This is a genomic window from Bradyrhizobium yuanmingense (genome assembly GCF_029167105.1).
In the GTDB taxonomy this organism is placed as follows: Bacteria; Pseudomonadota; Alphaproteobacteria; order Rhizobiales; family Xanthobacteraceae; genus Bradyrhizobium; species Bradyrhizobium yuanmingense_A.
In genome coordinates, this window is the sequence record NZ_JARFML010000014.1 from 120,075 (window position 1) to 135,831 (window position 15,757).

General features: G+C 64.6%; 13 protein-coding genes. 6 read left to right on the top strand and 7 right to left on the bottom strand.

The window, feature by feature from the left end:
• The first annotated feature begins 30 nt into the window (after positions 1-30).
• A complete protein-coding gene (locus P0R31_RS19925) occupies positions 31-330 on the top strand; it encodes a hypothetical protein (protein ID WP_275515736.1) in 300 nt (99 codons plus the stop codon).
• Between the two features lie 65 nt (positions 331-395).
• Here the strand turns inward: P0R31_RS19925 and P0R31_RS19930 are convergent, their stop codons facing one another.
• Positions 396-1,685, bottom strand: coding sequence for a c-type cytochrome (locus P0R31_RS19930; RefSeq protein WP_275515738.1), 1,290 nt, complete (start codon positions 1,683-1,685; stop codon positions 396-398).
• Between the two features lie 588 nt (positions 1,686-2,273).
• On the opposite strand from P0R31_RS19930, the gene P0R31_RS19935 reads away from it, so the two are divergent.
• On the top strand, positions 2,274-2,396 hold the full coding sequence (locus P0R31_RS19935) for a hypothetical protein (RefSeq protein ID WP_275515739.1): 123 nt from the start codon (positions 2,274-2,276) through the stop codon (positions 2,394-2,396).
• 304 nt (positions 2,397-2,700) lie between these two features.
• Positions 2,701-3,837, top strand: a complete 1,137-nt coding sequence (locus tag P0R31_RS19940; protein ID WP_275515742.1) for a GNAT family N-acetyltransferase — start codon at positions 2,701-2,703, stop codon at positions 3,835-3,837.
• A gap of 19 nt (positions 3,838-3,856) precedes the next feature.
• Here the strand turns inward: P0R31_RS19940 and P0R31_RS19945 are convergent, their stop codons facing one another.
• A complete protein-coding gene (locus P0R31_RS19945; protein ID WP_275515745.1) occupies positions 3,857-5,074 on the bottom strand; it encodes an FAD-dependent oxidoreductase in 1,218 nt (405 codons plus the stop codon).
• A 407-nt stretch (positions 5,075-5,481) separates the two neighbouring features.
• On the opposite strand from P0R31_RS19945, the gene P0R31_RS19950 reads away from it, so the two are divergent.
• The 3 genes from P0R31_RS19950 to P0R31_RS19960 all read left to right on the top strand — a co-directional run bounded on the left by P0R31_RS19950 (position 5,482) and on the right by P0R31_RS19960 (position 9,772).
• Positions 5,482-6,828, top strand: coding sequence for a lipopolysaccharide biosynthesis protein (locus P0R31_RS19950; protein ID WP_275515747.1), 1,347 nt, complete (start codon positions 5,482-5,484; stop codon positions 6,826-6,828).
• Between the two features lie 206 nt (positions 6,829-7,034).
• Positions 7,035-8,207: a glycosyltransferase family 4 protein gene (locus tag P0R31_RS19955; protein WP_275515748.1), complete on the top strand. Its 1,173-nt coding sequence runs from the start codon at positions 7,035-7,037 to the stop codon at positions 8,205-8,207.
• Between the two features lie 29 nt (positions 8,208-8,236).
• Positions 8,237-9,772: a glucosamine inositolphosphorylceramide transferase family protein gene (locus P0R31_RS19960; protein WP_275515750.1), complete on the top strand. Its 1,536-nt coding sequence runs from the start codon at positions 8,237-8,239 to the stop codon at positions 9,770-9,772.
• Here the strand turns inward: P0R31_RS19960 and P0R31_RS19965 are convergent.
• The 5 genes from P0R31_RS19965 to P0R31_RS19985 form a co-directional block, all read right to left on the bottom strand.
• The gene (locus P0R31_RS19965; protein ID WP_275515752.1) at positions 9,737-11,452 is read right to left on the bottom strand and encodes an FAD-dependent oxidoreductase; all 1,716 of its coding nucleotides are present in this window, start codon (positions 11,450-11,452) and stop codon (positions 9,737-9,739) included. The genes P0R31_RS19960 and P0R31_RS19965 overlap by 36 nt on opposite strands.
• 68 nt (positions 11,453-11,520) lie before the next feature.
• On the bottom strand, positions 11,521-11,988 hold the full coding sequence (locus P0R31_RS19970; protein WP_275515753.1) for a MarR family winged helix-turn-helix transcriptional regulator: 468 nt from the start codon (positions 11,986-11,988) through the stop codon (positions 11,521-11,523).
• 149 nt (positions 11,989-12,137) lie between these two features.
• Complete coding sequence (locus P0R31_RS19975; RefSeq protein ID WP_275515754.1) at positions 12,138-13,085, bottom strand: ABC transporter substrate-binding protein; 948 nt, start codon at positions 13,083-13,085, stop codon at positions 12,138-12,140.
• Between the two features lie 97 nt (positions 13,086-13,182).
• A complete protein-coding gene (locus P0R31_RS19980; RefSeq protein ID WP_275515755.1) occupies positions 13,183-14,223 on the bottom strand; it encodes an ABC transporter permease subunit in 1,041 nt (346 codons plus the stop codon).
• A complete protein-coding gene (locus P0R31_RS19985) occupies positions 14,216-15,739 on the bottom strand; it encodes a sugar ABC transporter ATP-binding protein (RefSeq protein ID WP_275515756.1) in 1,524 nt (507 codons plus the stop codon). The genes P0R31_RS19980 and P0R31_RS19985 overlap by 8 nt, the downstream gene beginning before the upstream one ends.
• Positions 15,740-15,757 lie beyond the last annotated feature (18 nt).

The window sequence follows — 15,757 nt, forward strand, 5'->3', positions numbered from 1 at the left end:
GCAGGGTCGGAAACCGGGGGAAGCATCACCATGTCTCGTTTGATCACAGCTCTATCGACGTCCATGATCTTCATCGCTATCGCCGCCGGAGTGGCTGAAGCTGCCGCGCCTCCGCTGACCAAGGCGCAGAAGGTGGCCGTGAAGCAGGCGATCGTCGCCTGCAAGGCCGAAGCCAAGGGCAAGAAGATCGCCTGGCTGTCGCGCCGGAAGTACGTCAATCATTGCGTGGCGGAAGCGCTCAAGGAGCACCCCACGATCGACGTCATCCAGATCCTCAAGGAGCATCCCGAAATGAGGGATTTCCCGATGGACAATTGGGATTCGATCTGAGCGGCCGCTAATAGTTTACGCATGATCTTTGCGGAAAACCGCTTCGCACTTTTCCGGATCATACTTTATCTCGCGGTCGCGCGGGCCAGAAACTCGGTGAGCGCGCGCCGGTCCTCGGCCGAGCCGATGCGCTGCTCCGGCATCTTCGTGCCGGGGGTGTAGGCATTCGGCCCGATTTCGAACAGTCGTGCGACGGTTTCCGGCGTCCAGACGATGTCCATCGTCTTCAGTGCATCAGAGAAGCGATATCCCGGCACCGAAGCGATCTTGCGGCCGTAGAGTCCCGCAAGTGTGGGACCCGCGCGCTGCACCTCCTTCTCCGAGAGCGTGTGGCAGGCAACACAGGCCCGAAACACATCGGCGCCGTGATCGCCGGCATAGGCCGCAAGCGGGTCGGCCGGTGTGCCGACCAGGCTTGAACCGATGGGATCGCCGGTGCGGGCATTCCAGCGCCTGATCCTGCCGTCCGCACCACCCGTCATCAGTGTCTCGCGATCGGCAAGGAAGGCGACCGCCCACACCGGCAGCCCGGGCCCAACCAGGCTGCGCAGCAGGTTGCGCGACTTGCGCACGATGATCGCCACGGTGCCGCCGATCCCGGCCGCAGCGATCAGCGCACCGTCAGCCGACATGGCCAAGGCCACCACCGGCGTCGGACTGACCGCGACCTCGCCGCTGACCTTGCCGTCCGCTGTCAGCATGCGTAGCCTGCCATCGACCGCGCCGGTGACGATTTCACCATCCGGCGCGACAACCACCGCGTTCAGCGGCGCCGGCAAAGTCACGATGTCAGGTTGGCCATCCGGCAGACGCCAGATGCGTAGCGCAAGATCGTAGCCGACACTGACGAGCCTGCCGTCCGGCAGGAAAGCGACACCGTTGACGTTCTGCGTATGCCCTTCGAGCACGCGGGATGTGCCGTCCGACAGCGACCAGAGCCGCACTGTCCGGTCCCATGACGCCGATGCGAGAAGCGTCCCATCGGACGACGCAGCAAGCGCCGCGATCGGTGCGACATGTCCCTCGAGCACCCGGTCCGGCTCCGGCCGGCCCGCCGTCCACACCGCAATGCGCGCATCGGCGCCGGCCGTGATCATGCGGCCGTCTTTGAGAAAGGCGACGGCATTGACGCCATCGGCATGATACCGCAGCACTTGCTCTGCCGTATCCGTTCTGAGCGACCAGCGGATGACGGCGGTGTCGAAGCTGCCGGAGACAAGGCTGTCGCCATTGGGCGAGACGGCGAGAGCCCGTATCGGGCCGCCGTGTCCGACCATGTCGGCATGCACGGACGATGCGGCAAAGATGGCCCACAGCACTGCGGCCACCTTCGTGCACAGAGCCGATCTGTTCATTCCTGCCCGCCTGCTGACATTCACCCGATCGAGATTGCCAGAACAGGCAACGGAAATGAATATCCTGAAACGGTCTACTTGAAACGGTCTACTTGGCCGGTGCCGTCGTGGTCTTGGACGACCCCTCCGGCGCCGCCTGCATTCCAGGCGGACTCTGGCCCTGGGGACTTTCGGGCGGCGCACCGCCCGAGCCGGTATTGATAGGGCCAGTCCAACCTTGCGGCTGGAGCTGACCCTTGTCTTCGGGAGGCGTTTGCGCCGCCGGCGAGTTGGTTTGCGCCGGCTGGGCCAGGGCACCCTCGACAAAGCACAGTGCTGCAAAGCACAGAATCGTTCTCGGTAATTTCACGCAAAGCCTCCGATGCGCTCACCAGACTTGCAGAAAACTTGCAAGACCCGCATCCGTTCCGGATCGTGCAGCGCAGCAGCAGCGCCGAGCTCCGGTCCCTTGGCTCGATGGGCCATGCGTCTTTCCGCCGATCCCGTGTTCAAAAGCCCCTAGCGGGCGGATGGCTGATGCGATCGACGAGCTTGCTCGCCGCAGGCCCTGTCGTATAGATGGCGTGGTCCAATCGAGGGAGGCTGAGGATGAAGGCTTTTTTGCTTGGCTGCGTCGCGGCCGTGGTGATCGCGGTTGCTGGGATGGTGATCCTCGATCGCGTGCAGGAGCCCGCCGGGCACGCGTTTGCCACCACCGGGGTGCGTCTCTGAGAAGGCTCACTCGCGCTTGAGCCGATCGGCCCGAGGATCGGAGCGGAGGGAACGAGCTCGACCTTGCGAACCATAGCTTTCCTGCAGTCGAGGATCGTAGATCATTGCTCTGCGCTGTGCAGACGATGGCGCCGCGCAAGGCGCGCTCCACGCGCCATTTCTTTTAGAATTTGGTAACCATACGAGCATGGTTGAACGCATTGGCGCAAATCGCGCGGGGGCAGTGTCTGACCTGTAACGGCCTTGGTATAAGCGCAGATGCGGTTCGAACGACGTTCGCGGATGATCCGGTTTCCTTGTGCGCATGAATAAGCCCAGCAACACGTTCGACATCGCCATCGAGCCGTCGTTCGATTTTTTGTCTCCGGAATATGCAGAGCTGTTCGATCGTTCGGCCGCCACTGCCTTCCAGCATCCGGTCTGGTTGCATAGCCTCTACACCAGACTCGCGCCGGAAACGGATGCAACGGCTCTGGTCGTCGTGGTGCGCCATCGCGACACCGGCGCCCTTGCGATGGTGCTGCCGCTGCTTCGGATCCGGCGCGGTCCGATACGGACCGTCGAGTTCGCCGACTTGCGCGTTTCCGACTATCTGGCTCCGGTTTGCAGCCCGGACGTGTTCTCGCAATTGCTCCATGACACGGCTGCATGCGCGCAGATTCGGCGCCTTGTCCGTCCCTTCGATCTGCTGCGAATGGCCAAGCTGCCCGACGGACGGCTTCCGATCGAGGACCTCCTGGCCACGTCCCGCCGCGTTTCGATGAACACCAACGCCTACGCCACGGTTCTGGTCGCGCCGTACGAGCAATGGCGGGCCAGTGCGATGGATCGCTCCTACCAGAAGGAGCTCGCCAAGAAATATCGCCAGCTGCAGAAGAAGGGCGCGCTGAGCTTCTCATGCTGCAGCGACAGCGCCGCCGTGCTCGAGACGATGGAGGTGATGAGGAAGTTTCGCGGCCCGCGCTTTCACGCACAAGGCGACGGAGACCTGCTGCAGCGGCCCGAATATTACGGCTTCTATTCCGACGTCGCCCTTCGGGGCCTTGGCTCTTTCGTCCGTCTCTATGCCACGAAGATGGACGGCGAAGTGATCGCCGCCGTGCTCGGATTGTGTCACCGCGGCAGCTTCCTCGTCATCATGAGCGCCTTCGACATCGCCGGCTACAGGAGCCAGTCCATCGGCGCGCTGACGTTCGAACAAGTGGCGCGAGATTGTATCGAGCGCGGAGATCAGATGCTCGACTTCACAATCGGCGACGAGCCATACAAGAAATCGTTCGGCGCACAGCCTTCACCGATGTGGGAGGTCACGCAGGTCGGCAGCGCCGCAGGCGCAATCGCCCTCTTCGCGCTGAAGCAGGCGCCCTGGCTCAAACTGGCGGCCAAGCGGCTATCGGATCTGAAGGTCCAACCCGCGCACACTGCGACGCCCACGCGCTGACCGGCGAAGGTCGCAGAGTTCAAGCGCGCAGCGCGCCGCGGACACGCCCAAGCCAGCCCGGATGCATCTGATCGACGCGGTGTGCAAGACTGCGCCGCAGGAAGTGCAACCGTCGCCGCACGTCCCAGCCGATATCGTTGCGCGAGGTCAGCGCCTGGCGAAAGCGTGCCATCTTAAGCGACTGCTGATCCGCCGCGATCTTGTCGCGATCGGCATAGAATTGCGAGATCTTCTCCAGGCCCATGCCTGCAGTCACGAGCCATCGCGGCACATATTCGGTGCAGAGACGGTCGACGTCCACGAGCAGGCGGGCGACACCCGTTCCGGCCGCGGGACAATTGGTCTGGAACGCATCGCCGATGAGCACAATTCCGGGCCGGAGATGCCCCTCGACGACGGTCAGATCCATCACCCAGTTCTGGACGCGATCGGTCACACGGAAATCGCCGAGGTAGCTCCGCAATCCCGGCAGCAGGCGCAAGACTGTCGCCTCCGGTTCGCGGCGCAACTCGCGCATAACAGGATCGGTCGGATCGCGGAACATGAAGAGATTGGCACGCATTCCGGCGTGGACGGGAAACAGGCTGAGATAGTCGATGCCATCGGCGGTGCGTTCGCCGTAACAGGTCAATGCCTCGAAATCGAACGGGGTGCCATCCTTGCGCGCGATCGTGAAACCGAACGACACCGAATGGCGCTCGGCAAGCACGCGCCGCCTGATGCCGAGCTTGTAGCCCAGGGCTGCCGCCATGCCGGTGGCCAGAACGACGAGGCGCGCCGTCACGCGCCGTCCGGAGGCGAGCTCGAGATGCTGGACATCGCCGCTGCTGCCAATCGCCGTCACCTCGTCGACGATCAGGTTGGAAGGATCCGGAAGCTGGCGACGCGCCATTGCGACGAGATCGGCATAGGCAAATCCGTAAGCCCTGCCGACGCTGACATCGACCACCTTGCCCTCACGGATGTTGAGCACTTGATCATATCGGCACGCGACATCTTCGAGCGCATCGAGAAAGCCGAGCTTGCCGAGCAGCTCCAGCTGATGGCCGCCGATCTTCTCGACCCGGAACTCATCCGGATAGACTGCCCGCTTGTCGATCAGAGCGACGCGACGCCCCGCCCGCGCCAGCACGGCCGCCGCAAGCGATCCCGCAAGGCCGCCACCGACGATGGCGACGTCCGAGTCGATGGTTGCGGTCTCGTCCCCGTTGACCGGCTCGGTCACGGTTCTCTTCATGGCTCCGGCTCCCACGGTTAAGCGTCTGCAGTGCAATTCTCTCGCCTGATGTCGCATCGCAGGGCCGGGTGCGAACATTTCCTGAGATTGAGGTTAATGACCGCAAGTGCCCGGTTCGCCGACTCGCCGCGGCACGCGTCTTGCTGTCCCGAATCCATTCTGCACGCGAGCCCCAGATCTCGCCTTCTCAGTCGTCGATGCGGCGTTATGCCGTCCGTCGCACGAGTTGGAACTCCCAGATGTTGGACAATGGAGACAGCGATGTTCCAGAACGAAGCAACCCGTATCACCGCGATCGCCGAAATCCTCCAACTCGTCCATTAACACTCGCGATTGCTCGACATGCTAGGTTCTCGCCGGTATCGGAACATGTCTCGTCAGGGGAGCGCGGCTCCCTTAACCCTTCCATGATCGCATCCATTCTCCAGTTCATGCGGCGCGACGTCACGCGCGGTGTCGCCGGGACCATCCTGCTCAAGGTCGGCAGCGGCGTGCTCGCGTTCGCGTTGTTCTCGCTGGCTGCGCGGACGATGTCGCCTGACGGCTTCGGCATCTTTGCGACCTGGCTGTCGGTCGCGCAGATCGCAGCCGTCGTGGGACTGGTCGGCCAGGAATCCCTGCTGGTGCGATTCCTGAACGAATATCAGGTCGGCGAAAGGCCGGACCTTACCAAGGGCGTGCTGCAATCGAGCTTGAAGATCGCCTCGCTCGCAATGCTGATCGTGATCGGCGGGATCGCGATCATCGCGAGCATGAGAGGCGACTGGTGGCTGCTGATCCTTGCGGTGTCGGCCTACACGGCCGTCAATGCCGGATTGATGCTCGGCAGCCAGATCGCGCGCTCGCTGGTCAGCATTCTCATGGGCGAAGGAAACCGCGAGTTCCTTTGGCGGGCCATCGTCGTCCTGTTCCTGCTCGTCATGCTGCTCGCCCATCGCCAACTCGATCCGGCCGAGCTGTTCGCGGCGATGACGATCGCCATGTCGGTTGGCCTTGTTGCGCAGATCGTATCCATCGCGCGCGTGCTGCCGGATCTGCGCAGTACGCCGGCGCGCTCGGAGACGTCACGCTGGCGCTCGAGTGCCCTGCACTTCTGGCTGGCATCGATCCTCGAAGTGGCCAGCCAGTATCTCGACGTCATTCTGGTCTACTGGATGCTGGATCCGACGACCGCGGGAATCTACTTTGCCGCCTCGCGCCTCGCCAACATCTTCGCCATGGTGTCCGCGGCGCTTTACACGTTCGGTGCGCGCCGGCTCCCATCGCTGTATTTCAGCAAGAACCACGGAGAATTCGAGCGGACCTCGCGCTTGATGGCGGAAGTGACTGCGCTCTGCGTCGCCGCCGGTCTCGCCACGATCTGGATCGGCGGCCCGTATCTCCTCAACCTGTTCGGACCTCATTTCGCCGAGCAGCACACGGTCCTGATCGTGCTCGCAACCGGAACCGCGATCCAGGCGGCGGGCGGCCCATCGGCTGCGATCCTGCAGCTGACCGGCCATGAGCGAATCTATGTGCCGGTGGTCGCCGCCAACGTCGCGCTGCGGCTAGTCGGATTTCTCGTCCTGGTCCCCTTCCTCGGCGTGCTTGGCGCGGCGATTTCGACGACCGTGTCTCTCGCGCTCGCGACCATCGCCCTGAACGTCCTCTGCCGCCGGCGCAGCGGGGTGGATCCTTCCGTTCTCGTGCTGTTGCGCTTTCCTGCGTCGAGGCGCGGCAACTACGCCGTTCGCAGCGCGGACTCGCGTGACTGATGTCGTCACTTGCCACTGGGGTCAACGCGCAGGACCGATTGGTTAACGCGCCAGCCGGGGAGCCAGCGGAAATCCTGCGCGAACGACGCCGTCGCCACGGAGCCGCATTAACTCCGTTTGTTGCTAGCCGGTGTCCGCGAGATGCCCGCATGATAGGTACGGAGTTAAGAAGGTGAAGATTTCGTTGCTTTAGCGGGTCGGGATCCGTGCTCCACTATCAACCGAACAAGGACCTGGACGAGACGAGCGCGGCGGCACCTGCGCGAAACGGCGGTGGGCGAAAACTCCACGTGCTTCTTGCGCAAACCCAGGCCGAGAACGCCGGTGCACAGGAGATCTCCCGGCTGCTCGGCGCCGGGCTGACCGCGCGCGGTTACCGGGTCACCAACCTGTTCTTCTTCCGCAAATCGGACTCCTTTGACGAGCCGCCCGAGACGCTCTATTGCGCGCCGAGCCGGCCGGGAAATCCGCTGGCGCTGCTGCGGATGCTGTGGACGCTCGGCCGCCACATCAGGACCACCAGGCCCGACGCCGTCCTGACCTTCCAGCATTTCGGCAACGTCATCGGCGCCGGCGTCACGCGCCTCGTCAGTCGTGCGCCAATCGTCGCCAATCAGGTTTCGTCCGCGCTGGCAATGAGCCGGCCGGTCCGCACCGCCGACATCGTCATGGGCAGCCTCGGCTTCTTCGACTGCATCACGCTCAATTCGAAGGACATGGAGCGCGAATATTCGCGCTACCCCGCGGCCTACCGGTCGCGCATGGTCCATGTGCCGCACGGCTTCGACGACAAGGCGCTCACCCTGTCGAAGGAGGCGGCACGAGGTCAATTCAACCTGCCGCCGGACCGCGTCCTGATCGGTTGCGCAGCACGGCTGCATCCGCACAAGCGGCTCGACCTGGCGATCGGCCTGCTGCCGGATCAACCGTCCTGGCATCTTGCGCTGGCCGGCCAGGGAGCCGACGAGGCCCGGCTGAGGCAGCTCGCGAACGACTTGAACGTCTCGGACCGTCTGCATTTGCTTGGAGAGATTCCTCCTGGCCGGATGGCGGACTTCCTCGCTTGCCTCGACGTGTTCGTCTTTCCGACCCAGGCCGAGACCTTCGGCCTGGCCGCGGTCGAGGCCGCCAACGCCGGTGTTCCCTCCGTCGTGACCGATCTTCCCGTGCTGCGCGAAGTGTTGTCCTACGAGGGCAGACCGACCGCACTCTTCGTCGATGCCTCCGATCATGCGAAACTCTCCGCGGCGGTCTCCAGGCTGGTAACCGACAAGCAATTACGTGACGAGCTGCGACAAAACGCCAAAGGCCTGCGGCTGCGCTATTCGGTAGATGCCATGGTCGAGGAATACGTCCGGATTCTCGACCGGGTCGTTTGACCTGATCCGTCGGAACAGATTGGCTCGACATGATCATCGAGTTTCGCTGTGAACGTGACTACGCGCGGCGCTGGATGGACCGCAGGACACTGTCGGTCGATGGCCGGGACGTGCCGGTGCAAGTTGCATGGACGGCAACGGCGGAGCCGCGGCCGGCAGGTCTCGATGCGCTGTTCGAGCTCGAACGCATGGTGTTGCACAAGGGCAAGCACAGCGCCGCCGACAGGCTGACGATCAGCTCCGAACCAGCACGGGCCAGCATCGGCACCGCCGACGTAATCGTCGATTTCACGAATGCCCCGCGCGATCCGGCGAGCCCGGCCCGGCTGTATCTCCGGCCGCGGTTCAATGGCGTCGCAGGCGAAAATGCCGCGCTCGCCGCCATCCTCGCTGGCGATCTGCCCGTGATCGAGATCGTCAACGAGATCGACGGTTCGGTCCTCGACTGCGGCCATCCGTCCGGTGAGATTGCTGCGGGCCTCAGTGGTGCGCTCGAAACGGTCATGGCGCGGACCCTGACCATGCTGGCGGCGATCCTGTCGGGAAAGCCGCGCATCGTGCCGCACCTGCCGCGCCCCGCTTCAACTGTCCCGCGCCGCGGACCCGTTGGCTACGTGGCGCGCGGCCTTGCCGTATCGATCGCCAAGGAGATCTATCGCCTCTGCTGCTATGCCCCGCATTGGCATATCGGATGGCGCTTCAACGACGGCCCAGGCGTTTGGCAAACCGGAGACCTGTCAGGTCCAAGCTGGAACGTTCTGGGAGATCCTGGAAACCACTTCTACGCCGATCCCTTTCCCGTCACGTGGCAGGGACGGACCTTCGTCTTCTTCGAGGATCTCGATCACCGCGTCGGAAAAGGCATCATTTCGGCGATCGCGTTCAACGACGCGGGGCCGGTCGGCGAGGTGATGCCGGTGCTGGATGAGCCCTGTCACCTCTCCTATCCGTTCCTGATCGAGGACGATGGCGAGCTGTGGATGATCCCGGAGAGCTCGACCCGCGGCGACGTCGCCCTCTACAAATGCACTCGGTTTCCGGACAAATGGGAGCGATACGCAACGCTCCTTTCCGGCCTCGAGCTGGCCGACGTCACGATCACGCGCCACAACGGCCTGTATTATCTGTTTGGCGCCTGGCGCGACGGAACGGGTGGCTATTCGGATTCGCTGGCGATCTATTACGCCGATCGCCTCCTGGGGCCCTGGTTGCCCCACGCCAGCAATCCCGTCCTGATCGACCGCGCCAGCACGCGGCCGGCAGGAAACTTCGTCACGCTCGATGACAGACTGTGGCGACCGGTCCAGGACTGCACCGATGGATACGGCGCAGCGCTTGCCCTGGCGGAAGTGGTCGAGCTGTCGCCGACGGCATTCAAGCAGATCGTCCGCCACTCTCTCAAGCCCGGACCGGCATGGCCCGGCAGAAAGCTGCATACCTTGAACCGCTGCGGCCGGCTCGAACTGATCGACGGATCGCGCGTCCAACCCAAGACCAGTCTCTTTGCGAGCGCAATCCCGTCAGCCGTGTCACCTGCGCGAACCAATCCCTCCGCTGCCGGCTAGCAGCCGCTCATCTTCGCTTGCACCGCGCCCGAGTGCGCGGCCGAGCACACGTGCGATCGTTCCGGCCTGCGATGCATTGCCGCGCCAGGCCACGATCTGGTCGGGACGTATCAGGGCGAGATCCGCCGCGTAGAGATCGCGCAACGATCTGGGCAGCGTGACGAGCTTTACATCGGCCCCGATCGCGCGGATGGTCTCGGCGAATGACGCATGGGCCGACACGACGTCCCCAAACTGAAGCAACGTCCATTCGAATCCGAACAGGTCGTATAGCGACTTGCCGTCGTCCAGCCACGCATGCGGTGCGCGGCCGCCGGGACAGGCGGTGGGAACGTAGACGTTGGCGGCATCAGGCGGCGGCTCGCTGCCGTCGGGGACGATGATCGGCGAGCCATCGTAGCGCCCGCCGAAGGTGATGCCGGGGATGTTGAACTCCGCGCGGGCATGCTGATCGAGATAGGCGCCCGCGATCCGCCGCGCCTCTTGGCCGGCCTCCGTCGCATCCTCGATCTCCAGCGCCGGCGCGAACAGGCCGAGCGAATCGGCGAAGCGCCGCGCATAATCGGTATTGCGGAGTGCCACCGGACGCCGCTCGACCTCGTAGCTGTCGAGCAGTGCCGTCGGGCTCACGCCCTTGATTACGCTTGCGAGCTTCCAGCCGAGATTGACCGCATCCTCGATCGCGGTGTTGTAGCCAAGCCCGCCGGTCGGCGTGAACAGATGCGCCGCGTCGCCGCCGAGGAAGACCCTGCCCCGCTGCATCCCGTTCGCGACCAGCGCGTGACCGGCGGTCCAGGTCAGGAAGGACAGGACTTCGCAATCGATCGGCGCACCGCAGGCGCGCTGGAACGCGGCTGTCGCCTCGTTGATCGTGATCGCGCTTTCGTCCTCACCCGGGCGCAACTGCGTGTGGAACGCAAATTCATCGCAGCCGTTCACCGAGGCCATGAAGGCGCGGCGGTCGCCGTTGAAGCAATTGTACATCCATGCCTTCGTGTGGGGGACACGCGCGTAGAAATCGGGCGAGCGGAGATAGACCGCCAGCATGCGGCCGCCCATGAAATCGCGCTGCGTCCCCGTCTCGCCGCCATAGACGATCCCGAGCGATTGCCGGACCATCGAGCGCGGCCCGTCAGCCCCGACCAGGAAGTCGGCCCGGACCTGAAAGCGGTTGCCATCATCAAGACGTTCGATTTCGCCGACGATACCATCATCGCTTTCGGTGTAGCCGATCAGCCGGTGACCGTAGTTGAGCTGGATTCCGGGCAGCCGTTCGGCGTGGCGGCGCAGCACCGCCTCGACATATTTCTGCGAGACCCGATGCGGCAGCTCCGCCGCGCTCCAGGAGCCTGACATGCCCCTGATCAGCTCACCCGCCCGCGACGCTGACGGCAGCGCGAACCGCGCCAGCTCGTATCCGGTATAGCGCGTGAAATATGCGACATCGGTCGGGTAGTCCGCGGGCAGACCTTCGCGCCTGATCTCGTCGGCAAAGCCCAGCCGCCGATAATGCTCCATCGAGCGCGCCTGCGTCGCATTGGCTTGCGGGTTGAAGGCCGTCCCCGGCTTTTCGTCGACCAGGATCGCGGACACGCCGCGGCGGCCGAGCTCGTTGGCCAGCATCAGCCCGCAAGGGCCCCCGCCAACGATGAGCACCGCGGCCGTCAGACGGGTTTCCAAGGACGCTTCTCCCTACCGACATCATCCTGCACGGTAAGGTTACCTGACCATTTCGTCAAGCTACCTGACTAATTGGGATCGTCGAGCGTGTCGAACTCTGCGCCATACACCGCGAGCCCCTTCAGGATCGCGTCCATCCTGGCCTTGCCGAGCTCGGCGCGCATCTCCCGCTCGGCAATGTCGACGGCATCGCGGAACGCATCGAGCCATTTGCGCCCCGTGGGCGTGAACCTGACGATGCGCGCGCGCCGGTCGGTCGGATCGGCGATGCGATCGACGAGGCCGAGCTCGGCGCATTGATCGATCAGCTCGCCCATCGCCTGCTTGCTCATGGAGGCGCGGCGGGCGAGCTCGGTGAGCCGCGTCCCCTCCACGTCGAGATTGCGCGTGAGGCTGACATGGGCGATGCGCGTCTCGTCGTGGCCCCGCTCGCTCATCAATTCGAGCACGCGGCCTTCGAAGCGCCGCACCGCGTTATTGAGCAGGCGGCCGATATTGGCATGCCGCCACGCGGTGCCTGACGTCCTGGACTTCACCGGATCTGCTTTCCGAATCGAGCGATCGACATCGTGGAAAGCTAGCACAGGCATCGCGGCGTACTACCGATCAGCACGGGCGTACCGGCGCGGGCGGCACGATCGAACCGCCGCCCGTCACCCCTCGTGCTTCGGAAGTCCCCGATGCCTTACTGTGAGCGATCCGAGGTCCAGCCCTTGTACTCGGCGACGTTGTCCCGCGTCACGAGCTTGGACGGCAGCAGCTCGACGGTCGAAGCCGGCTTCTGGCCGTTGAGAATGCCGACGCCGACCTGCACGGCCCGCCGTGCCATGAAGAACGGGTCCTGCGACGCGGACGCCTGGATCTGCGGCGACTGCGGATCTTTCAGCGCGGCCTCGATATCGGGCGCGCCGTCCACGGCGGTGATGATCATGCCGGTTCGGTTCTGCTGGCGCGCCGCAAGGTCGGTGCCGATCGCCTGCGGATCGTTGATGGCGAAGATGGCGTCGATCTTGGGGAAGCGGGTCAGATAGCCCTGCGCGACCGTGAGGCCGCCCTCGCGCGAGCCCTTGCCGTCCTGGTCGCTCGACAACACCTTGATGCCGGGATTCTTCGCAAACACGTTCTTGCAGCCGACCACACGGTCGATCACGGCGGAGACCTGCGGCCCGTTCTCGATGATGACGTCGCCCTTGCCGCCCAATTTGTCGACGATGTACTGGCAGGAGATCTCGCCGGCCTGCACGTTGTTCGTGGTCACGGTGGCATCGGCGCCCTCGGCCGCGGTGTCGACCGCGACGACGACGATGCCTGCGGCTTGCGCCTTCTTGATGGCCGGCCCGATCGCCTTGGGGTCGCCCGGATTGAGCAGGATCAGGTCGACGCCGGCGGCGATGAAATTGTCGATCTGGGTGACCTGCTTGCCGAGGTCGTATTCGAAGCCGACCGCCGTGATCTTCACGTTGGGATTGGTCTTCTTGGCCTCGAACTCGGCGCCCTTCGCCAGCGCGACGAAGAACGGGTTGCCCATCGATCCCAGCGAGACGCCGATCGACTTGAGCTCCTTGGCGAAGGATGGTGCGGTGGTCAGGACGAGCGCCATTGCGGCGCCGCCGAGCATGATCGTCTTCAACATGGACTTCCTCCCTGGTCTGTCTTCGTCCCCGGCGCGGCAGACCAGTTGCCGCAACGGAATCTCGACTCAAGCCATGCGCACGCCGCTGCGTGGCCTCTCAAGTTCTCGCAGAGCCTTGCAGCCGGTAGCGGTCCAGCGCCACGGCGCCGATGATCACCAGGCCCTTGATCACATATTGCCAGATGTCGGAGACGCCGATCAGGATGAGGCCGTTGGACAACACGGCGATGATCAGCGCACCCACCAGCGTGCCCCAGATCGAGCCGATGCCGCCGACAAACGAGGTGCCACCGAGGATCACCGCGGTGATCGCATCGAGCTCATAGGACTGGCCGAGCTGGAGGCCGTTGGCCGCATAGAGCCGCGCCGCCTGCATGGCACCGCCGAGCCCGGCGAAAAGTCCGGAGATGCCGTAGACGAAGATCAGGACGGCCCAGACCTTGATGCCCGCAAGCCGCGCGGCGCTCTCGTTTCCGCCCACGGCATAGATATGCACGCCGAGCACGGTCCGGCGCAGCACCAGCCAGGAGACGAGAATGACGAGCAAGGCGATCACCGAGAGCCACGGGATCGACGCGACGCCGGGAATGAGCGTCAGCGAGCCGTTGCCGATGAAAGCGTAGGGAATGGAGGGATTGAACACGGTGGTGTCGGCCCCGAGCAGCCGCGCCAGGCCGCGCACCGCGGTGAGCGAGCCGAGCGTGACGATGAAGGGCGGCAGGCGAAGCAGCGCAATCAGCGCGCCGTTGACGATGCCGAAGACGAGGCCGGTGAGCAGTGCAGCCGGCAGCCACAGCATCCCGAGCTCCGGCACCTTGGACAGCGTCAATCCCGCCATCGCGGAAGCCGCCAGGATCGAGCCGACCGACAGGTCGATGCCGCCGGTGAGGATGACGAAGGTCATGCCGGCGGCGAGCACGGTGTTCACAGCGGCCTGCTGCAATACGATGCCGAGATTTTGTCCGGTGAAGAAGCGGCCTTCCGACAGCACGTTGAAGCCGATGCAGAGGATCAGCAGCACCGGCAACATGCCGAGCGCGCTGATCAGCATCCTCATTCGTTGGCGTCTTGTTTCCGCGGCAGCGCCGTTGGTCGTCGTCGATGCCGGCTTTGCCTCCACAGCACCATTGTCAGGCATCGAGATGCTCCATCCCCGTGGCAAGCCCCATGATGTCTTCCTGCGCCAGCGGCGAATGCGGGCCGCGGCGGACCTCGCCGGCGATGTGCCCGGACCGCATGACGACGACGCGGTCGCAGATGCCGATGATCTCGGGCAGATCGGACGAGATGACGAGGATCGCGGTGCCGGCCTTGGCGAGATTGTCGATGATTGAATAGATTTCCGACTTGGCGCCGACATCGACGCCGCGCGTCGGCTCGTCGAGAATCAGGACCTTCGGTGCGATGGCGAGCAGTCGCGACAGCAGCACCTTCTGCTGGTTGCCGCCTGACAGGCCGCCGGCGGAAACGCCGGCATTGGCGGCGCGGATGCTCAGGCCTGCAAAGGCGCGGTCGGCGCGCTCGCGTGCCTTGTCGCGGTCGAGAAACCAGCCGAGCTTCGCATCGCGGCCGAGCACGGCGAGGTTGATGTTGTCCAGACACGACATGTCGAGAAACAGGCCGAGCGCCTTCCTGTCTTCGGTCAGATAGGCAATGCCGGCCTCGAGCGCCTCGCCCGGCGTGCGGATCTCGACCGGACGCCCCTCCAGCTCGAGCCGGCCGGAGGTTTTTGGCGAGGCACCGATGATGAGATGCGCAAGCTCGGTGCGACCGGCGCCGATCAGGCCGGCGAGGCCGACCACTTCACCCGCGTGCACGATGAGCGAGCAACCCTTGACGCGGCCGCCATCGGCCATGTCGATCGCCGCGAGCACGGGATGCCCCCGTCCCGCCTCCGGATCATGGTCCTTCTTGTAGAACGAGGAGACGTCGCGACCGACCATCAGCCGAACGATGGTATCGGCGCGGATCTCGGGCTTGTCGAGCGAGCCGACCAGGCGGCCGTCGCGCAGCACAGTGACGCGATCGCCGAGCGCATAGACCTCGTCCATGCGATGCGAGATGTAGATGATCGCAAGGCCTTCGGCGCGAAGCTGCCGGATCAGCGCGAAAAGCCGCTCGCTTTCGGCGGCCGACAGCGAGGTGGTCGGCTCGTCCATGATGAGAATTTTCGATCTGACGTGCAACGCACGCGCGATCTCGACCAGCTGCCGCTGCCCCATGGACAGATGCGCCACCAGCGTCGAGGGCAGGAAGTCCGCGCCGAGGCGCTTCAGGATCGGGCCGACGCCCTCGCGCATGGCGCCGCGCGCCAGTAAGCCGGATCGGGATATTTCCCGTCCCAGATAGATGTTCTCGGCAACGCTGAGATTGGGAGCGAGCGACAGTTCCTGGTAGATGATGGAGATACCCGCCGCGCGGCCGCCGAGCGGACCTTCGATCCGCACCGTCCTGCCCTCGATGCGGATCTCGCCGCCCGGATCAGGCCGGTAGGCGCCGGACAGGATCTTCATCAGCGTCGACTTGCCGGCGCCGTTCTCACCCATCAGGGCGTGAATTTCGCCGGGATAGACGGTGAGATCGACGGCCCGCAGCGCCTTGATGCCGAAGAAGGTCTTCGACACCCCGCGCATCTCGAGGATCGGATCGTTCATCGTGCCTCCCGGCACACA